Annotated in this window: 17 protein-coding genes; 13 read left to right on the top strand and 4 right to left on the bottom strand. The window is 72.4% G+C overall.

The genetic code is table 11. The annotated features are described in order from the left end of the window. The first annotated feature begins 8 nt into the window (after positions 1-8). Positions 9-1,712 (top strand): proline--tRNA ligase, encoded by a 1,704-nt coding sequence (locus ACIQI8_RS17145; RefSeq protein WP_402350615.1) that lies wholly within the window; start codon positions 9-11, stop codon positions 1,710-1,712. A 52-nt stretch (positions 1,713-1,764) separates the two neighbouring features. Here the strand turns inward: ACIQI8_RS17145 and ACIQI8_RS17140 are convergent, their stop codons facing one another. Continuing rightward, a complete protein-coding gene (locus ACIQI8_RS17140; protein WP_402350612.1) occupies positions 1,765-2,160 on the bottom strand; it encodes a hypothetical protein in 396 nt (131 codons plus the stop codon). A 45-nt stretch (positions 2,161-2,205) separates the two neighbouring features. On the opposite strand from ACIQI8_RS17140, the gene ACIQI8_RS17135 reads away from it, so the two are divergent. From ACIQI8_RS17135 to ACIQI8_RS17125, 3 genes are read left to right on the top strand one after another with little or no spacing between them, the layout of a single operon-like run. Continuing rightward, positions 2,206-3,327 carry an FAD:protein FMN transferase gene (locus ACIQI8_RS17135; protein ID WP_402350609.1) on the top strand — a complete coding sequence of 374 codons (1,122 nt, stop codon included), beginning with the start codon at positions 2,206-2,208 and terminating at the stop codon, positions 3,325-3,327. Beyond that, positions 3,324-4,541, top strand: coding sequence for an NADH-ubiquinone oxidoreductase-F iron-sulfur binding region domain-containing protein (locus ACIQI8_RS17130; protein WP_402350606.1), 1,218 nt, complete (start codon positions 3,324-3,326; stop codon positions 4,539-4,541). Before ACIQI8_RS17135 ends, ACIQI8_RS17130 begins: the two co-directional genes overlap by 4 nt. Position 4,542: 1 nt before the next feature. Continuing rightward, positions 4,543-4,743, top strand: a complete 201-nt coding sequence (locus tag ACIQI8_RS17125; RefSeq protein ID WP_402350603.1) for a ferredoxin — start codon at positions 4,543-4,545, stop codon at positions 4,741-4,743. Between the two features lie 90 nt (positions 4,744-4,833). On the opposite strand, the gene ACIQI8_RS17120 is transcribed toward ACIQI8_RS17125, so the two are convergent. From ACIQI8_RS17120 to ACIQI8_RS17110, 3 genes are read right to left on the bottom strand one after another with little or no spacing between them, the layout of a single operon-like run. Continuing rightward, positions 4,834-5,727 carry an aminoglycoside phosphotransferase family protein gene (locus ACIQI8_RS17120; protein WP_402350600.1) on the bottom strand — a complete coding sequence of 298 codons (894 nt, stop codon included), beginning with the start codon at positions 5,725-5,727 and terminating at the stop codon, positions 4,834-4,836. Positions 5,728-5,754: 27 nt separating this feature from the next. After that, positions 5,755-6,243 carry a ferritin-like domain-containing protein gene (locus ACIQI8_RS17115; RefSeq protein ID WP_402350597.1) on the bottom strand — a complete coding sequence of 163 codons (489 nt, stop codon included), beginning with the start codon at positions 6,241-6,243 and terminating at the stop codon, positions 5,755-5,757. Continuing rightward, positions 6,240-6,803, bottom strand: coding sequence for a hypothetical protein (locus ACIQI8_RS17110; protein ID WP_402350594.1), 564 nt, complete (start codon positions 6,801-6,803; stop codon positions 6,240-6,242). The genes ACIQI8_RS17115 and ACIQI8_RS17110 overlap by 4 nt, the downstream gene beginning before the upstream one ends. A 224-nt stretch (positions 6,804-7,027) precedes the next feature. On the opposite strand from ACIQI8_RS17110, the gene rimP reads away from it, so the two are divergent. The 9 genes from rimP (at position 7,028) to ACIQI8_RS17065 (ending at position 19,148) form a co-directional block, all read left to right on the top strand. Further along, positions 7,028-7,564: a ribosome maturation factor RimP gene (gene rimP / locus ACIQI8_RS17105; RefSeq protein WP_402350591.1), complete on the top strand. Its 537-nt coding sequence runs from the start codon at positions 7,028-7,030 to the stop codon at positions 7,562-7,564. A gap of 2 nt (positions 7,565-7,566) precedes the next feature. Next, positions 7,567-8,553, top strand: coding sequence for a transcription termination factor NusA (nusA, locus tag ACIQI8_RS17100; RefSeq protein ID WP_402350588.1), 987 nt, complete (start codon positions 7,567-7,569; stop codon positions 8,551-8,553). A gap of 90 nt (positions 8,554-8,643) precedes the next feature. Further along, complete coding sequence (locus ACIQI8_RS17095) at positions 8,644-8,922, top strand: YlxR family protein (protein ID WP_266961235.1); 279 nt, start codon at positions 8,644-8,646, stop codon at positions 8,920-8,922. Positions 8,923-9,068: 146 nt separating this feature from the next. Continuing rightward, entirely contained in the window at positions 9,069-12,227 is a 3,159-nt protein-coding gene (infB, locus tag ACIQI8_RS17090; protein ID WP_402350584.1) for a translation initiation factor IF-2, read from the top strand. 137 nt (positions 12,228-12,364) lie between these two features. Continuing rightward, on the top strand, positions 12,365-12,658 hold the full coding sequence (locus ACIQI8_RS17085; protein WP_019074817.1) for a DUF503 domain-containing protein: 294 nt from the start codon (positions 12,365-12,367) through the stop codon (positions 12,656-12,658). Between the two features lie 38 nt (positions 12,659-12,696). Further along, positions 12,697-13,146, top strand: a complete 450-nt coding sequence (gene rbfA, locus ACIQI8_RS17080) for a 30S ribosome-binding factor RbfA (RefSeq protein ID WP_402350580.1) — start codon at positions 12,697-12,699, stop codon at positions 13,144-13,146. Beyond that, positions 13,143-14,048: a tRNA pseudouridine(55) synthase TruB gene (gene truB, locus ACIQI8_RS17075; protein ID WP_402350577.1), complete on the top strand. Its 906-nt coding sequence runs from the start codon at positions 13,143-13,145 to the stop codon at positions 14,046-14,048. The genes rbfA and truB overlap by 4 nt, the downstream gene beginning before the upstream one ends. 260 nt (positions 14,049-14,308) lie before the next feature. Then, positions 14,309-18,061, top strand: a complete 3,753-nt coding sequence (locus ACIQI8_RS17070; RefSeq protein ID WP_402350574.1) for a trypsin-like peptidase domain-containing protein — start codon at positions 14,309-14,311, stop codon at positions 18,059-18,061. Between the two features lie 139 nt (positions 18,062-18,200). Continuing rightward, on the top strand, positions 18,201-19,148 hold the full coding sequence (locus tag ACIQI8_RS17065; protein ID WP_402350571.1) for a bifunctional riboflavin kinase/FAD synthetase: 948 nt from the start codon (positions 18,201-18,203) through the stop codon (positions 19,146-19,148). Positions 19,149-19,217: the final 69 nt, after the last annotated feature.

Below are 19,217 nucleotides of genomic sequence, written 5' to 3'. Positions count from 1 at the left end.
CGAGAACCATGGCGAACGCACCGGTCCAGCGCATGTCCCAGTTGATGGCGAAGACGCTGCGCGACGACCCGGCGGACGCCGAGGTCCTCAGTCACAAGCTCCTCGTCCGGGCCGGCTACGTCCGCCGCACCGCCGCCGGCATCTGGTCCTGGCTGCCGCTGGGCAAGAAGGTCCTCTCCAACGTCGAGCGGATCGTGCGTGAGGAGATGGACGCGATCGGCGCCCAGGAGGTGCTGCTCCCCGCGATCCTGCCCCGCGAGCCGTACGAGGCGACCGGCCGCTGGGACGAGTACGGCCCCGAGCTGTTCCGCCTCCAGGACCGCAAGGGCGGCGACTACCTGCTCGGCCCGACCCACGAGGAGATCTTCACCCTGCTGGTGAAGGACCAGGCGTCCTCCTACAAGGACCTGCCGGTCATCCTCTACCAGATCCAGAACAAGTACCGCGACGAGGCCCGCCCCCGCGCCGGCATCCTGCGCGGCCGCGAGTTCCTGATGAAGGACTCCTACTCCTTCGACACGGAGGACGAGGGCCTCGCCAAGTCCTACGCCCTGCACCGCGAGGCCTACCAGCGCGTCTTCGAGCGCCTGGGCCTCGACTACCGCATCTGCGCCGCCACCGCGGGCGCGATGGGCGGCTCCAAGTCGGAGGAGTTCCTGGCCCCCGCCGAGGCCGGCGAGGACACCTTCGCGGACTGCCCCAACTGCGACTTCGCGGCCAACACCGAAGCGATCTCCTACGAGTTGAAGCCGGCGGACGCCACCGGCGTGCCCGCGCTCGAAGAGATCCCGACCCCCGACACCCCCACCATCGAGACCCTCGCCGCCTCCCTCGGCGTCCCGGCCTCCGCCACCCTGAAGAACCTCCTGGTGAAGGTCGACGGCGACATCGTCGCGGTCGGTGTGCCCGGTGACCGCGAGGTCGACCTGGGCAAGGTCGAGGCCCACTTCGCCCCCGCCACCGTCGAGTTGGTGACGGCGGAGGACTTCACCGGCCGTCCCGACCTGGTCCGCGGCTACGTCGGTCCGCAGGGTCGCGGCGAGAAGGTCACGTACATCGCCGACCCGCGCGTGGCCCCCGGCACGTCCTGGATCACGGGCGCCAACAAGGAGCACACGCACGCGAAGAACGTCGTCGCCGGGCGGGACTTCGAGGTCGACACCTACGTCGACGTCGTGGTCGTGCGGGAGGGCGACCCCTGCCCGAAGTGCGGCACCGGCCTCAAGCTCGACCGCGCCATCGAGATCGGCCACATCTTCCAGCTGGGCCGCAAGTACGCCGACGCCCTCAAGCTCGACGTCCTGGGCCGGCAGGGCAAGCCGGTCCGCGTCACCATGGGCTCCTACGGCATCGGCGTCTCCCGCGCGGTCGCGGCCCTCGCCGAGCAGACCGCCGACGAGCACGGCCTGGTCTGGCCCCGCGAGGTCGCCCCGGCCGACGTGCACGTCGTCGCTGCCGGCAAGGCCCTCCAGATCGAACTCGCCCTCGACGTCTCCGAGAAGCTGCGCGCGGCCGGCCTGCGCGTCCTGGTCGACGACCGGGCCGGCGTCTCCCCGGGTGTGAAGTTCACGGACGCCGAACTCATCGGCGTACCGCAGATCCTGGTGGCGGGCCGCCGGTCCGCCGAGGGCGTCCTGGAGCTCAAGGACCGCAAGTCCGGTGAGCGCGAGGAGCTGACGGTGGACGAGGCGATCGCCCGTCTCACCGCCTGACGCCCTGATTTAAGGCACCTCTCAGGGAGTTCTGCCGGGGCGTATGGGCGCCTCACAGACTTCTCTCAGGCCGTTCCCCGACCGTGGTGAGTGACACAGAGTCACCAGGGAGGGGAACGGCCATGAACAGCAGGGAACGAGGTGCCGCGGCCGCGGTCCGCAGAGGGGCCCGGCGCACGGCGGCGACAGCGGCGGCGGTCACTCTGGCGGCCGCCGCCGGGATGTTCGCGCTCATCGGCACGATGGACACGGACACGAGCGCGTCCTCGACGAACACGACCACGAGCAGTGACAGCGGTAGCGGTACGACGGACTCGTCGACGTCGAGCGGCTCGTCCAACGGCGGTTCCTCGACGGACAGTTCGTCGACGGACAGTTCGTCGAGCAGTGGTTCATCCTCGACCGACAGCTCCTCGTCGAGCGGCTCGTCCTCCAGCGGTGGTCTCACCTCCTCCAACGGCGGCTCCACCGACTCCACTTCGGGGGCGTCGTGATGACCGCCGCCCCGCACGCCACTCCGCACACCGCCCCGCGCACCACGGCCGCCGCCGAATGGCGTGCCCTCGGCACCGGCGTCCGTCTGGTCGTCACCGCGCCGGCCCTGCTCGACTCCTGCAACCTGCTGCTCGCCCGGCTCCTCGCCGAGGTGGACGCGGCCTGCAGCCGCTTCCGCGCCGACTCCGAACTCGCCGCCCTCGACACCACCGACGGCCGCCCGGTCCGGGTCAGTCCACTGCTCGCCCAGGCCCTCGAAGTCGCCCTGCGCGCCGCCGAGATGACCGACGGAACCGTCGATCCCACGGTCGGCTCGGCGATGGACGCGATCGGCTACGACCGTGACTTCACCCTCGTTCAGGAGGACGACCGGCCGGTCCGGCTCACCGTGAAGCGGGCCCCTGGCTGGCGTACGGTCCGCCTGGACCGTACGACGGACACGGTCACCGTCCCTGCGGGCGTCCGGCTCGATCTGGGCGCGACCGCCAAGGCCTGGGCCGCCGACCGGGCCGCCACGATGCTCGCGGAGGCGGCCGGCTGCGGAGTGCTGGTGAGCCTCGGCGGCGACACGGCCGTCGCGGGCGAGTCCCCGGCGGGCGGCTGGCAGATCCGCGTCCAGGACGTGACCGGAGCGGTCGACGAGACGCCCGCGCAAGGGCCGTACGCCACGGTCGGCCTGCACAGCGGCGGCCTCTCCCTCTCCGCGATGGCCTTCCTGACCCTGCACATCGCGTTCGCGGTGATCGACAGCTACGTCGACATCACGGTCGTGGACGTCGTCGTCCCGTTCGCCTCGAACTACCAGCCGCTGTGGCTGGGCCTCGGCACCGTCGCCCTCGACCTGATGCTCGCGGTCGTGGTCACCAGCCTGCTCCGCGCCCGGATGGGGCACCGCGCCTGGCGCGCCGTGCACTGGCTCGCGTACGCCTCCTGGCCCGTCGCCCTGGTTCACGGCATCGGCATCGGCACGGACACCGGCGCCGACTGGATGACCTGGCTGACCGTCTCATGCGTGGCCGCGGTCGTCGCCGCCGTCGGCATCCGCCTGGCGCACTCCGCCCGCGCGGCCCGCCGCACCCCCGCCGCCCTGCTGCGCACCGCCGAAGGAGCCCGCTCATGACCGCGACCTTCCCCGACCTGTACATGTCCCCGCGCCTGCTCGCCCCCGGCGGCACCCCGGCCGACCTCGCCACGCACCAACAGCGGTACGGGCCCCTGGCGTACGGCGATCCGGACGGCGTCCTGCGCGCGGTCTCGGAGTCCGGGCTCACCGGGCGCGGGGGAGCGGCGTTCGCGGTGTACCGCAAGCTGGTCGCGGTCGCCGACGCGGGCCGCCGCACCGGCCGCACCCCGGTGGTCGTCGCCAACGGCGCCGAGGGCGAGCCCGCCAGCCACAAGGACAAGACGCTGCTGCGCCTCTCCCCGCACCTGGTCCTGGACGGACTGCAGGTCGCGGCACAGGCGGTCGGCGCGGACGAGGCCCACCTCGCGGTCGAGGACGGCGCCTCCTACCTGGAAGCCGTACTGGCCCGGCGCACCGACCCGCTCCGCGTCACCGTCGTACGAGTGCCGAAGAGGTTCCTGTCCGGGCAGTCCTCGGCGCTGGCCCAGTACCTCTCCGGCACCGCCGCCCTGCCGGTCCACCAGGACCCGCCCGTGCGCGAACGCGGAGTGCGCCGGGCACCCACCCTCGTCCAGAACGTCGAGACCCTGGCCCACCTCGCCCTGGTCGCCCGCTACGGCGCCGACTGGTTCCGCACCGCGGGCACCCCGACCCAACCCGGCAGCGCCCTGTGCACGGTTCACGTCCCCGGCCGTCAAGTCCGGGTCGTGGAAGCTCCGTTCGGAATGCCGCTGAGCCGAATCATCCCCCTGGACGCCACCACGTCGGCAGTCCTCCTCGGCGGCTACCACGGCACCTGGATCCCGGCCCCCGAAGCCGCCCAACTCCCCCTGGACGCAACCACGATGGGCGCCGGCGTCCTGGCCACCCTCCCCATCACCCACTGCGGCCTCATCGAAACCGCCCGGGTCCTGCGCTACTTGGCCCTCCAGTCGGCAGGCCAATGCGGCCCCTGCCTCAACGGCCTGCCCCGCATGGCCGCCGCGTTCCAGTCCCTGGCGACACCAGGTCCCCAAGGAACCGCCCGTACCGCCCTGACCCGCTGGTCCGGCCTGGTGGAAGGCCGAGGCGCCTGCCACCACCCCGACGGCACGGCCCGCCTGGTCCGCAGCGCACTCACTACTTTCGCGGCCGAACTGGACGCCCACGCAAGGGGTTTGTGCACGGCGACCGACCACACACCCTTGCTGCCAGTCCCTCAGGAGAGCTGACATGGACCAGCACATCGACATCGACTGGACGTCCTGCCGGGGCCACGGCCTGTGCGCCGAGCTCCTACCCGACCACATCACTCTCGACGAATGGGGCTACCCCCTGGTGGACGGGGCTCCGGTCCCGCCCCGCACAGCAAGGCGGGCTCGCAGAGCAGCGGAAGACTGTCCAGTCCTAGCTTTGAAGCTGGCGCTCAGGTGACGGACCTCGGGGGCGCGGGGCTGTATCGATTTGCGGCTCCGCCGCGTGGGCGCGACCAGCCCCCACGCACCCGCAGACAACACGCAACCCCTAGAGCCACCCGGCAAACTCCAGCAACAATTCGGCATCCCTCAACCGCCCCACCCGAAGCGCTCGAACCCCCGACTCCACCGCCCGAAACAACGTCCACCCCCGCAACCGCTCCTGATCCACTTCCAACGACTCGGCAAGCCGCTTGACCCGCCGCCGAGTCGTCCCCGCCCCCGAAGGCGAAGCGATCAGATCCTCCACCCGATCCCGAACCAACCGCGCAAGATCGAACGCACACTCACCCACCACCGGATCCGGCCCCACCGCCAACCAAGGAGACCGCTCACCCGCCAACACCTTGCTCTGCCGAAACGTGCCGTGCAGCAACCGAACCTCCGGCGGCGCAGCCAACAACTCCTCCCGAGCCGCCAGCGCCGCATCGACCAGCGCCACAACCTCTCCGCGGGCCCCCGCCCTCATCGCCCCGGCCTGTCGCCCGGTCCGCTCGGCCACCGTCTCGAACACATGCCCACCCGGCGGCTCGACCCAGAGCCGCCGCAACGCCCCCGCCGCCTCAAGCAACGCCTTCGCCTCCGGCAACGACCGCACCGAGACATCGGGATGCAACCGCTCCAGCAGCAGCACCCCCTCGCCCTCGACCCCGTCGAGCAGCTGCACCGCACCCCGCCCACCCCAGTGCGCCAGCGCGACCCGCTCGCTCTCCGGCCGGGCCCGAGGCGGCGCCAGCTTCAGCACGGCCGGCGTCCCGTCGGCCCGCCGCACCAGCACCACCAGGCTGCTGCGCCCACCGGGCACCTGCACCCGCTCCACGGTCAACTCGCGTAGAGCGACGGCCTGTTGCGCCGCCGCGGGCAGCTTCTCCAACCAGCCGTCACCGTCCGGTGCCGTCTCACCGAGCGCCCGCACCAGACGCTGCGGCGGTTCGAAAGCCATACGCGAGCAGTTCCTTTCCCCTACGCGTCACCCAGCAGGCGTCACCGTGGGCGTCGGCGTCGCCGAGGCGTCGGAAGCCCGTTCGGCGAGCCCTGGGAAGGCTACGCTCTCGCCGCGCCAGCGCACCGCCCGCACCGCCGCCTCCCGCACCGCCCCGGCGGCCGTCCGCCGCCGCTCGCCGTCGGTTGCCCGCACCAGGTCGGAGTACACCCCGGCCACCCGGTCCTCCAGCTCCGCGGCGAGCCGCACGGCGGAGGGCGAGTCCGTCACCGCGAAGGGCAGCGCGTACGCCGCCGAGGCCGCGACCGGCGTACCGCCCAGGTCCCGCACCTCCCGCGCCAGCGCGTCGCGCCGGGCCCGATGGGCGTCGTACGCCGACCGGGCCTCCGTCCGACGCCCCTCGCGGATCCGGCCGCCGACGACCCCGTACCCGTAGACGGCCGCGTGCTCCGCCGCCAGTGCCGCCTGGAAGGCCGCGAGCTGCGCCTTGACCGCCTTCTTCCCGTCATCGCTCACCGGGCACCCTCCGTCAGCAGATACGCGTGGGCCGCCCCGGCCGCCGCCACCGAGGCCAGCAGCCGGGCGGGTTCTCCCGGTACATCGAGGAGTGCCGCGGTGCGCCGGTCGGCGAGCGCGCGCTCGGCGGCGGCCAGCTCGACGAGGGCGTCCTGTTCGGTCGCGGGGACGGCGGTGCCGGACGGCGAGGCCGCGGGGGACGTCGTACTCGTCCCCGTACCCGCGCTCTCCTCGCTTCCGGCGTTCCCCGTGCTCGGCTGCGCCCCCGAACCTCCGAAGGCCACCGCGTGCCGTACGACCTCGGCCCGCAGCGGTGCCAGGCGCTCCGCGAGGGCCGGGTACGCGGCGATCACGGCGTCGTAGCGTTCCGCCAGGCCGGAGCTGTCCCGGGCCGCACGCGCGCGTACCCGCGCGGTCGCGGACATGCTGCCGCTGGTGTTCTCCTCGTCCTCGCCGGACCCGGCGGAGCAGCCCGTCAGCAGGGCGGCGCCGGCGGCCGAGGCGAGGAGGGTTCTTCTGCGCGGACCCGAGGGGGTGCGCGGTGGCGGGGGGTACGGCACGGCAGTCGTCCTCGAAGGCTCGTACGAATCCGCGGGCGGGAAGGGCGGCCCGCAGGTGATCACCGTACCCGCGCCCCCGCCCGGCACCCCTCACCGGCACCGCCCGTGTGTGCGAGGGCCGTCGACGGTCCGTACGTGGACGGCAACACACCCCGCGACCGGATACCCTTTGACCAGACACGCGACCTTCCCACAACAGCACACGCGGCCGAGGAGTCACCCGGATGAGCACCACCCAGAGCGAGAGGCTGCGAGAGCTCCTGGAGCCGCTCGTCAACTCCCAGGGACTGGATCTCGAAGAGATCGCGGTGGACTCCGTCGGACGCAAGCGTGTGCTGAGTGTCGTCGTCGACTCCGACACCGGGGCGGACCTGGACCAGATCGCCGATGTGAGCCGCGCGCTCTCGGCGAAGCTCGACGAGACCGACGCGATGGGCGCGGGCGAGTACACGCTCGAGGTCGGCACCCCGGGCGCCGAGCGCCTCCTGAAGGAACACCGCCACTACGTGCGTGCCGTGGGGCGGTTGGTGAAGTTCCAGCCGGTCGAGGGTGACGAGCTGGTCGCCAGGATCCTGGCGGTCGACGACGAGGGCCTCGACCTCGAAGTGCCCGGCGTGAAGGGCCGCAAGCCCACCAGCCGCAGACTCGCCTTCTCCGACATCGACAAGGCGCGCGTGCAGGTCGAGTTCAACCGCAAGGACAACGACAAGTCCGACGAGCAGTCCGACGCGAAGTCCGACGAGAAGGAAGAGGAGGCGTAGCCATGGACATCGACATGAGTGCCCTGCGGGGCTTGGTACGGGAGAAGGAGATCTCCTTCCCCCTGCTGGTCGAGGCGATCGAGTCGGCCCTCCTCATCGCCTACCACCGAACCGAGGGAAGCCGCCGCCACGCGCGCGTGGAGCTCGACCGCGAGACCGGTCACGTCACGGTGTGGGCGAAGGAGGACCCCGAGGACCTGGAGGAGGGGCAGGAGGCGCGCGAGTTCGACGACACCCCGTCCGACTTCGGCCGTATCGCCGCCACCACCGCCAAGCAGGTCATCCTGCAGCGGCTGCGCGACGCCGAGGACGACGCGACGCTCGGCGAGTACGCGGGCCGTGAGGGCGACATCGTCACGGGCGTGGTCCAGCAGGGCCGCGACCCGAAGAACGTGCTCGTCGACATCGGCAAGCTGGAGGCCATCCTGCCGGTGCAGGAGCAGGTGCCCGGCGAGACGTACCAGCACGGCATGCGGCTGCGGTCGTACGTGGTGCGGGTGGCGAAGGGTGTCCGCGGCCCGTCCGTGACGCTCTCCCGTACCCACCCCAACCTCGTGAAGAAGCTCTTCGCGCTGGAGGTGCCGGAGATCGCCGACGGGTCCGTCGAGATCTCCGCGATCGCCCGCGAGGCCGGCCACCGCACCAAGATCGCCGTCCGCTCCACCCGCTCCGGGCTCAATGCCAAGGGCGCGTGCATTGGCCCCATGGGCGGCCGGGTCCGCAATGTCATGGGCGAACTGAACGGCGAGAAGATCGACATCGTCGACTGGTCGGACGACCCGGCCGAGATGGTCGCCAACGCGCTCTCCCCGGCCCGGGTCTCCAAGGTCGAGGTGGTGGACCTCGCGGCCCGCTCCGCGCGCGTGACGGTGCCGGACTACCAGTTGTCGCTGGCCATCGGCAAGGAGGGCCAGAACGCCCGCCTCGCGGCCCGGCTGACCGGCTGGCGGATCGACATCCGGCCCGACACGGAGCAGCCCGAGGAATAGATCTGAGCCGTCGCTGGCTGAGATCACGACAACAACCGTTCGATTCTTGCCCCCAAGGGGTGAGGTCGGTGCGGGGAGGTAGACTTAAGAGTGTCTGGCCGGACGCGAGCCCGCGCATGCCCTGAGCGCACCTGTGTGGGGTGCCGGGAGCGAGCGGCCAAGAAGGACTTGCTGCGCATCGTGGCGGTCGAGGGCGAGTGCGTCCCCGATCATCGCGGTACGCTGCCCGGCCGGGGTGCCTATGTGCATCCCGCCCTGGTCTGTCTCGACCTGGCGGTACGCCGCCGGGCGTTCACGAGGGCGCTGCGCGCCCCGGGAGCGCTCGACACAAAGGCGTTGCGCCTCTACGTCGAGCAGGCAACACCGTAAGAGCGAGTCGTACGGAACCTCCGTGCGGCCCGGTATTCCGCGAGTTGGAAGTAGGTCGAGATTGCGATGAGCACTCGATGAGCACGCGATGAGTACGCCCATGAAGTAGCGACGGTCCGGACGCACCCGGACCTAAAAGGAGCGAAGTGGCTAAGGTCCGGGTATACGAACTCGCCAAGGAGTTCGGGGTCGAGAGCAAGGTCGTCATGGCCAAGCTCCAGGAACTCGGTGAATTCGTCCGTTCGGCGTCTTCGACCATCGAAGCGCCCGTCGTCCGTAAGTTGACGGACGCCCTCAATCAGGGCAACGGAGGCGGCAAGCCCGCTTCCGCGCGTAAGGCTGCCCCGGCGAAGCCGGGCGCCCCCTCTCCGGCGCAGGCTGCCCGTCCGGCCGCCCCGCGCCCGCCGGCCCCGAAGCCGGCCGTCGCCGAGCAGCCCGCGGCTCCCGCCGCGCCGGCTTCCTCCGGCACTCGTCCCACTCCGGGCCCGCGGCCCGCGCCGCGACCGGCTCCGGCCTCTCCGGCGCCCACGGCGCCCGAGTTCACCGCGCCTCCGGCGGCTCCCGCGGCCCCGGCCGCGCCCGCCGCTTCGTCGGCCCCCGCACCCGCCGCCGGTCCCCGTCCGGGCGCTCCGCGTCCGGCCGGCCAGGCTCCGCGTCCGGGTTCCCGCCCGAGCGGTCCCGGCCAGGACCGTGGTGAGCGCGGTGGCGACCGCGGCCAGGGCGCCCGTCCCGGCGCTCCGCGTCCGGGTGGCCAGGGCGCACGTCCCGGTGCTCGTCCGGCCGGTCCCCGTCCGGGCAACAACCCCTTCACCTCCGGTGGCTCCACCGGCATGGCGCGCCCCGGTGCGCCGCGTCCCGGTGGCGCCCCGCGTCCCGGCGGCCAGGACCGCCCGGGTGGTGCTCCCGGCGGCGCTCCGCGTCCGCAGGGTGCCGGTCAGGGCGGTCCCCGTCCCCAGGGTGCTTCGGGCGGTCCCCGTCCCGGCGCTCCGGGTGGCGCGCGTCCGACCCCGGGCGGCATGCCCCGTCCGCAGGGCGGCGCTCCGCGTCCGGGCGGTGGCCCCGGTGGCAACCGTCCGAACCCGGGCATGATGCCGCAGCGTCCCGCTGCGGGTAACCCGCGTCCCGGTGGCGGCCCCGGTGGCCGTGGTCCCGGCGGTGGCGGCGGTCGTCCCGGCGGTCCCGGTGGCGGCGGCGGTCGTCCCGGTGGCGGCGGTTTCGCCGGTCGTCCCGGTGGTGGCGGCGGCGGTTTCGCCGGTCGTCCCGCGGGTCCCGGTGGCGGTGGCGGCGGTTTCGCCGGCCGTCCGGGTGCTCCCGCCGGTGGCGGCGGTGGCCGTCCCGGCTTCGGTGGTCGTCCCGGTGGTCCGGGTGGCCGTGGTGGCACACAGGGCGCCTTCGGTCGTCCCGGTGGTCCCGCGCGTCGCGGTCGCAAGTCGAAGCGGCAGAGGCGCCAGGAGTACGAGGCCATGCAGGCCCCGTCGGTCGGCGGTGTGATGCTGCCTCGTGGCAACGGACAGTCCGTCCGTCTGTCGCGCGGTGCGTCCCTCACCGACTTCGCCGAGAAGATCAACGCCAACCCGGCGTCGCTGGTCGGCGTGATGATGAACCTCGGCGAGATGGTCACTGCCACGCAGTCCGTCTCCGACGAGACGCTGAAGCTCCTCGCGGACGAGATGAACTTCGTCCTCGAGATCGTCAGCCCCGAGGAGGAGGACCGCGAGCTGCTCGAGTCCTTCGACATCGAGTTCGGCGAGGACGAGGGCGACGAGGACGACCTCGTGGTCCGTCCGCCGGTCGTGACCGTCATGGGTCACGTCGACCACGGTAAGACCCGACTGCTGGACACCATCCGCAAGACGAACGTCGTCGCGGGCGAGGCCGGCGGTATCACGCAGCACATCGGTGCGTACCAGGTCGCGACCGAGGTCAACGGCGAAGAGCGTCGCATCACCTTCATCGACACCCCGGGTCACGAGGCGTTCACCGCCATGCGTGCCCGTGGTGCCAAGTCGACCGACATCGCGATCCTCGTGGTGGCGGCCAACGACGGTGTGATGCCCCAGACGATCGAGGCGTTGAACCACGCCAAGGCGGCCGACGTGCCGATCGTGGTCGCGGTCAACAAGATCGACGTCGAAGGTGCCGACCCGACCAAGGTGCGCGGTCAGCTCACCGAGTTCGGTCTGGTGGCCGAGGAGTACGGCGGCGACACGATGTTCGTCGACATCTCCGCCAAGCAGGGCCTCAACATCGAGAGCCTGCTGGAGGCCGTGATCCTGACCGCGGACGCCTCGCTCGACCTGCGGGCCAACCCGGAGCAGGACGCGCAGGGCATCGCGATCGAGTCCCACCTCGACAAGGGCCGCGGCGCCGTCTCGACGGTCCTGGTCCAGCGCGGCACGCTGCGCATCGGCGACACGATGGTGGTCGGCGACGCGTACGGCCGTGTCCGGGCGATGCTCGACGACAACGGCAACAACGTCGAGGAAGCGACTCCGTCGACCCCCGTCCTGGTCCTGGGTCTCACCAACGTCCCGGGCGCCGGCGACAACTTCCTCGTCGTCGACGAGGACCGCACGGCACGTCAGATCGCCGAGAAGCGCGCGGCGCGCGAGCGCAACGCCAACTTCGCCCGGCGCGGAGTCCGGTTCTCCCTGGAGAACCTGGACGAGGCCCTCAAGGCCGGTCTGGTGCAGGAACTCAACCTCATCATCAAGGGCGACGCGTCCGGTTCGGTGGAGGCTCTCGAGTCCTCGCTGCTCCAGCTCGACGTCGGCGAAGAGGTCGACATCCGCGTCCTGCACCGCGGCGTGGGTGCGGTCACCGAGTCGGACATCGACCTGGCGACCGGCTCCGACGCGATCGTCATCGGCTTCAACGTCCGCGCCGCGGGCCGAGCGGCGCAGATGGCGGAGCGCGAGGGCGTCGACGTCCGGTACTACTCGGTGATCTACCAGGCCATCGAGGAGATCGAGGCGGCCCTGAAGGGCATGCTCAAGCCGGAGTACGAGGAGGTCGAGCTCGGCACGGCGGAGATCCGCGAGGTCTTCAAGTCGTCCAAGCTGGGCAACATCGCCGGTGTCCTGGTCCGGTCCGGAGAGGTCAAGCGCAACACCAAGGCGCGCCTCGTCCGCGACGGCAAGGTCATCGCGGAGAGCCTCAACATCTCCGGGCTGCGTCGCTTCAAGGACGACGTCACCGAGATCCGCGAAGGGTTCGAGGGCGGTATCAACCTCGGCAACTTCAACGACATCAAGGTCGACGACGTCATCGCGACGTACGAGATGCGCGAGAAGCCGCGCGTCTGATCGGCACAGCACGCGATCGGGGCCGGTCGGCGGAGAGAATATTTCCGTCGATCGGCCCCGGCCGTTGCGTGTACGGTTCCGGTATCGGCGCCCAGGAAGGCGCCCATACCCCGAACCGGCGGGACATCCGGGCACACATGTATGTGGGGACTCTGTCCTTCGATCTGCTCCTCGGCGACGTCCACTCGCTGAAGGAGAAACGCTCTCTCGTCCGTCCGATCGTGGCCGAGCTCCAGCGCAAGTACGCGGTGAGCGCGGCGGAGACGGGCAGCCAGGACCTCCACCGCAGGGCCGAGATCGGGCTCGCGGTGGTCTCCGGGGACACGGGACACCTCACCGACGTACTGGACCGCTGTGAACGGCTGGTCGCCGGGCGGCCCGAGGTGGAACTGCTCTCGGTTCGACGCAGGCTCCACAGCGACGAAGACTGAAGCAAGCAGCACGACGTAGTTACTAAGGAGACGGACCAGTGGCCGACAACGCGCGTGCCAAGAGGCTGGCGGACCTCATCCGAGAGGTGGTGGCCCAGAAGCTGCAGCGCGGGATCAAGGACCCGCGGCTCGGCTCGCACGTCACCATCACGGACACCCGGGTCACCGGGGACCTGAGGGAGGCGACCGTCTTCTACACCGTGTACGGGGACGACGAGCAGCGGGCCGAGGCGGCAGCCGGTCTGGAGAGCGCCAAGGGCATCCTGCGCTCCGCGGTGGGTGCCGCGGCCGGCGTGAAGTTCACGCCGACGCTCGCCTTCGTCGCGGACGCCCTGCCGGACAACGCCAAGACCATCGAGGACCTCCTCGACCGGGCCCGGCAGTCCGACGAGAAGGTCCGCGAGGTCTCGGCGGGCGCCGCGTACGCCGGTGACGCCGACCCGTACAAGAAGCCGGGCGAGGACGACGAGGACGACGCCGCCGAATGACCGAGAAGATCCGGACGCCCGACGGCCTTGTCATCGTGGACAAGCCGTCGGGCTTCACCTCGCACGACGTGGTCGCCAAGATGCGGGGCATCGCCCGCACCCGCCGCGTCGGGCACGCGGGAACGCTCGACCCCATGGCGACGGGCGTGCTCGTCCTCGGAGTCGAGAAGGCGACAAAGCTCCTCGGCCATCTCGCGCTGACGGAGAAGGAGTACCTGGGCACGATCCGGCTCGGGCAGACGACGGTCACGGACGACGCCGAGGGCGAGATCACGGGGTCGGTCGACGCCTCGAAGGTCACCCGCGAGGCCGTCGACGCCGGGATCGCCGAGCTGAGCGGCGAGATCATGCAGGTGCCGTCCAAGGTCAGCGCCATCAAGATCGACGGCGTGCGCTCCTACAAGCGGGCCCGTGACGGCGAGGACTTCGAGATCCCGGCCCGCCCGGTCACCATCTCGTCCTTCGAGGTGTACGACGTCCGGGAGGCCGTCGCCGAGGACGGCACCCCCGTCCTCGACCTGATCGTCTCCGTCGTCTGCTCCTCCGGCACCTACATCCGCGCCCTCGCCCGCGACCTGGGCGCAGGGCTCGGCGTCGGCGGCCATCTGACCGCCCTGCGCCGCACCCGCGTCGGCCCCTACAAGCTGGACACCGCGAGGACGCTGGACCAGCTCCAGCAGGAGCTGACCGTGCTGCCGCTCGCCGAGGCGGCCGCGGCCGCGTTCCCGCGCTGGGACGTGGACGCGAGGAGGGCCCGGCTGCTCACCAACGGCGTACGGCTGGACCTGCCCGAGGAGTACGCCGGGCGGGGCGCCGTCGCCGTCTTCGACCCCGCGGGCACCTTCCTCGCGCTGGTGGAGGACCACAAGGGCAAGGCGAAGAGCCTGGCCGTCTTCGGCTGAGGCACGGCCGGGCCGGCCCGCCCGGCCCGCCCGTGGAGCGGCGATCACGGGGTCGAAATGTGCCGCCGCTCCACGGTCCCCCTCGGTTCCCCCACCCCTAGGGTGTATCCATCGGCCCCTTCCTATTCACCCGTCCGGGCAGGCGCTCGGAGTGAACCGAGGGAGCGGAAGGGGGCGCTTTCGACACGCGATCTGTCCCGCCGATCACCCCGCGCCTACCGTCGAATACAGGGCACAGGTGTACGGCGGGGAGGTCGATCATGGCGGGACGGGGCCCGCGGCCGGCAGCACGCGACAAGGCCCACGAGACGGCACGCGACAGGGCCCACGAGACGGCACGCGACAGGGCCCACGTCGAGGAGTCGGCGCCGGGCGGCGACGACTCCCTGATCCGCGTCCGCGATCTCGCCGGACGCCCCCGCGGCACCGGCTTCCTGGCCGACCACCACGGCACGGTGATCACCAGTCACGAAGCGGTCGACGGCCTGTCCCGGCTGATCCTGTACGCCGCCGGCGACCGCAGCTGCCTGGTGACCGCGGACGCGGTAACCGCGCTGCCCGACCTGAACCTGGCCCTGGTCCGCACCGAGGGCCTCGGCGCGGACCCGCTGCCGGTCAGCACGCGGGACGGCATCGGGACCGGCGCGTACGTACGGATCGCCGCCGGCTGCTGGCGCGAGGCGCGGGTGCTGGGCACGACGTCCGTGACGTACACCGCGACCGACCGCTTCCATCTCCTCGACGACGCCCTGGAGTTGGCCATCGGCACCGCGGGCCGGGACGCCCTGCGGCTGGGCGGCGGGGCGGCCGGGGGACCGGTCCTCGACCCCGCGACCGGCGCCGTGATCGGCGTCCTCGGCACCGCCCTGCACAACGGCCACCGGGACGCCGGCTTCGCCGTGCCCCTGCGCCCCGACGCCGGCCCGCTCGCCGACCTGCTCACGGAGAACGCGGCCACCGTGCCCGCCTACGGCGCCGACCTCAACCTCGCCGGTGTCCTCGAACTGACGGCCACCTCGGTCGGCCAGGACGGCCCGCCGGGCACCCTCGCCGGATACGTCGGCCGCGCGGACGCCGACGCCCTCGGCTCGGTGGAACCGGTCGAACGGGCCGCCACGGCACGGGAGTTCGCCGCCTTCGAACAGGGCCCGGCCGCCGTCCTCGCTCTCGTCGGTGCCCCCGGCAGCGGCCGTACGACAGCACTCGCGACCCTCGCCGGCCGCCGCCACCGCGCTCCCGAACCGGCTCCCACGCTGTGGCTGCGCGGGGCGGATCTGCACGACGAGGACAGGTCGCTCGCGGACGCGGTGGCGCGGGCGCTGGCTCGGGCGGGGCGGATTGTGGCGGCGGCGGGGGAGGGGCCTTTCGGGGGTGTGGTGGGGGCGGGATCGGCTGCGGGGAAGGGGCCCTTCGGGGGTCTCGTGGGAGCGGGATCGGCCGCTGGGTGTTCCCGGAGCGACCGGGACGGCCGTGCTTCCGAGTCGGCTCCGGCCGGTGACCTCGGCGACATCACGCCCCACCGCCTGGCCCAGGTCGCCCGTGCGGCGGGCCGCCCCCTGCTGCTCCTCCTCGACGGCCCCGAAGAGATGCCGTCGGTCCTGGCGCATCGGCTGCGGGAGTGGACAAGTGGGACGGCGGAGTGGCTGGGGGAGACCGGAGCGCGGCTGGTGGTGGCGTGCCGGGCGGAGTACTGGGAGGGGGCGGGGGCGGAGTTTCCGGGGGAGGTGCTGCACCGGGTGGCGTTGCCCGAGGCGAGTGGCGGGGGCGATGAGGGAGGCGGGAACCACGCATCGCGACAGCCGTCGGCGGGCGCACGCCCTGACGATCTTCTCGCCGACGACAGCCCACGGCGCCTCCCGCCCTGCGTCCGCCTCGACGACCTCACCCCCGACGAAGCCGAGCGCGCTCGCGCCCATCACGGCATCCCGGAAGGTGTCCTGGACGAGCCCGACGCCCGGCACCCCCTCACCCTCCGCTTGCTCTCCGAGGTTCGCGCCGCTCTCCCCGACGCCCCGCACGCACGCGTGGACCGCGACGAGGTCTTCTCGGCCTACCTGGACCTGATGTGCCTGCGCATCGCCGTCCGGCTGGCCGCCGAGAACGGCCTGCGCGGGACCGCCGTACGCCGGCTCGCCGCCAGGGTCTCCGGGCAGGTGCACGAGGCGGCGCGGCGCAGTCTCGGGCCGGGGCAGGGGGAGTTGGACCGACAGTCGTTCGAGGCGGTGTTTCCTTGGGGTCAGGCCCCCGCACGGCTCGGCGGCGGTAGCGGCTGGGCGTCCGCCGTCCTCACCGAAGGCCTCCTCGTGCCGGCCGGCGGCGGCTACCGGTTCGCCCACGAGGAGCTCGCCGACTGGATCCAGGGCGTCCACCTCGACCTCGACGAAGCCCTGCGCGCCCTGGTCCACCGCCGCCGTACTCCGCGGAGCGACCGCCCCCTGCCCGTGCCGCACCACCGCATCGGCCCGGTCGTCGAGGCACTCCTCCTTCTGGCCCGGCAGCAAGGAGTGTCCCAACTCGCCCTACGCCTCGATGAATTGACCCACGCCCTGGAGGCCGACCCGGACTCGTGGTGGGCCGCCGCGCTCCTCACGGAGACCCTGACGCGGGTTCCGGACGCGACGCCGTATCTGGAGCCGTTGCGGTCGCTGGCGGAGCTGGTGGTGAGGATGCGGAGGAAGCACGGCAGCCGGGCCCTGACGCCCGCTTTCTGGACCGGCCTGCGCCTCCCGGACGACGACCGCTTCGACCTGCTCCGACGGCTCGTGCTCGCCGACGGACCACCGAAGGAAGGCAGTTCGGGCAACGGCCCGGGCACCGCGCCACGCTTCCTCGACGAGACCTCCCGGCTGCTCGCCGCCGACCCCACCGCCGTACAACCGCTGCTCACCCGCTGGTTCGACGACGACCGGCCGTTGCCCGCGACCCCGCACGCGAGCGTGGCCAAGGCGGCGCAGGCGTTGTTGCACACGCACCGGCATCTCGCCCTCGACGACCTGACCGAGGTGCTCGTCGAGAGTGCGCATCGGCGGGCGGACGAGTTGCTGGCCGTGCTGGCGGAGGACGAACCGTCGGCGGTGTGCCGGGCCGTGGACCGGTGGGCGCACGACGAGCGGCCCTCCCGGCGGGTCGCGGCGATCGCCTACGGGCTGCGCGCCGCCCCGCACGTACGGACCGAGGCCGACCGTGAACTCCTGCGCTACGCAGCCCAGTTCCTCCTCGCCCGCCCCGCCGACTGCACCCTGCACGGCGGCGCCCTCGCCCTCCTGGTCCGCGATCCACGCACGCGTGCCCGTCATCTCCCGCAGGCGCTGCGGCACTTCGCGGCCGGCGACCCGCACTTCCCGCCGAGCGCGCTGATCGCCGCCCTCACCACCCACCCCGAGCCGGTCCTGGACGCCTTCCGGGAACGGCTGCGCCGCGCGGACGCCGGACACGCGCTGCGCACCCTCGCCGACGTCACCACGCCCCCGCTGGCGCGCCGGGTCGCCGACCTCGTCCGCGAGGCCGTCGAGCAGCGCCCGGAGACGGCCGCCGACGTGGCCGCGTACGTAGACCGCTGTCTGGACCAGGGCCCGGCGGCCCGCGCCGTGCTGCAGCCGCTGGTCACCGGCCTGCTGGACGGCGGTCAGGAAGGCGTGCGGGCCGCGCTGGCGGCCGTACTCGCCGCCCCGGGCACCCCGGTCTCCCGCCCCCTGCGCCACGAACTCCTCGAATTCCTCCTGGCGCACGAACACGCACCGGCCGTCCTGGACGCCCTGCTGCACGCCACCGCCGTGCAGGACGGTGACGACGTGCGCGACCTCGTCCACCGCACCGGCCTCCTCCTGGTCCGCACCCCCGACGGCGCGGCCCGTTTCGACCGCGGCCTCGTCGACCTGGGCCGGCACGTGCCCGGCTTCGCGGCCCGGATGGCGGGCTGGATGACCGACACCCCGCAGGCCTGGGCCGCTGTGGTGGGCCCGAGCACCCGCCGCATGATCGAGAACCTGTCCGGCGTCCGCGTGCCCGCCTGAGCTCGCCCCCGCGCACATCGTCACGTGCATCGGGTCACAGCCCTGATGCCGATGCGGGCGGGCGGCGCCTGGCATGGCACCCTTAGACCTGCGTAACAGGTCGGTAGATACGGACACGGGTTCGAGGAGAGCGGTCACAGTGCAGCGCTGGCGTGGCTTGGAGGACATCCCCGAGGACTGGGGGCGCAGCGTCGTCACCATCGGTTCCTACGACGGAGTCCACCGCGGACACCAGCTGATCATCCGGCATGCCGTGGAACGCGCCCGTGAGCTGGGCGTTCCCTCCGTCGTCGTCACCTTCGACCCGCACCCCAGCGAGGTCGTCCGCCCCGGCAGCCACCCCCCGCTGCTCGCCCCGCACCACCGCCGCGCCGAACTCATGGCCGAGCTGGGCGTGGACGAGCTGCTGATCCTCCCCTTCACCACCGAGTTCTCGAAGCTCACGCCCGCCGATTTCGTCGTCAAGGTCCTGGTCGACAAGCTCCACGCCAAGGCAGTCGTCGAGGGACCGAACTTCCGCTTCGGCCACAAGGCCGCCGGAAACGTCGAGTTCCTGATCGAGCAGGGCAAGGTCTACGACTTCGAGGTCGAGGTCGTCGACCTGTTCGTGACCGGCGAGGCGGGCGGCGGCGAACCCTTCTCCTCCACCCTGACCCGGCGCCTGGTGGCCGAGGGCGACGTCGAGGGCGCCGCCGAGATCCTGGGCCGCCCGCACCGCGTGGAGGGCGTCGTCGTACGCGGCGCCCAGCGCGGCCGCGAGCTGGGCTTCCCGACGGCCAACGTCGAGACGCTGCCGCACACCGCCATCCCCGCCGACGGCGTCTACGCCGGCTGGCTGCACGTCGAGGGCGAGGCGATGCCGGCCGCGATCTCCGTCGGCACGAACCCGCAGTTCGACGGCACCGAGCGCACGGTCGAGGCGTACGCCATCGACCGTGTCGGCCTCGACCTGTACGGCCTGCACGTCGCCGTCGACTTCCTCGCCTTCGTCCGCGGCCAGGCGAAGTTCGCGTCCCTGGACGCGCTGCTCGTGCAGATGGCGGAGGACGTGAAGCGGTGCCGGGAGCTGATCTCGGCGGCGGAGTAGCCGTCCCTTGAGCGGAACGGAACTGGACTGAACGAACGCCGAAGGGCGGCCGGTGTCATAGAGACACCG

Origin of the sequence: Streptomyces sp. NPDC092369, assembly GCF_044755245.1 — a bacterium.
Lineage (GTDB): Bacteria > Actinomycetota > Actinomycetes > Streptomycetales > Streptomycetaceae > Streptomyces.
This window is presented reverse-complemented; position numbering and strand designations above follow the sequence as displayed.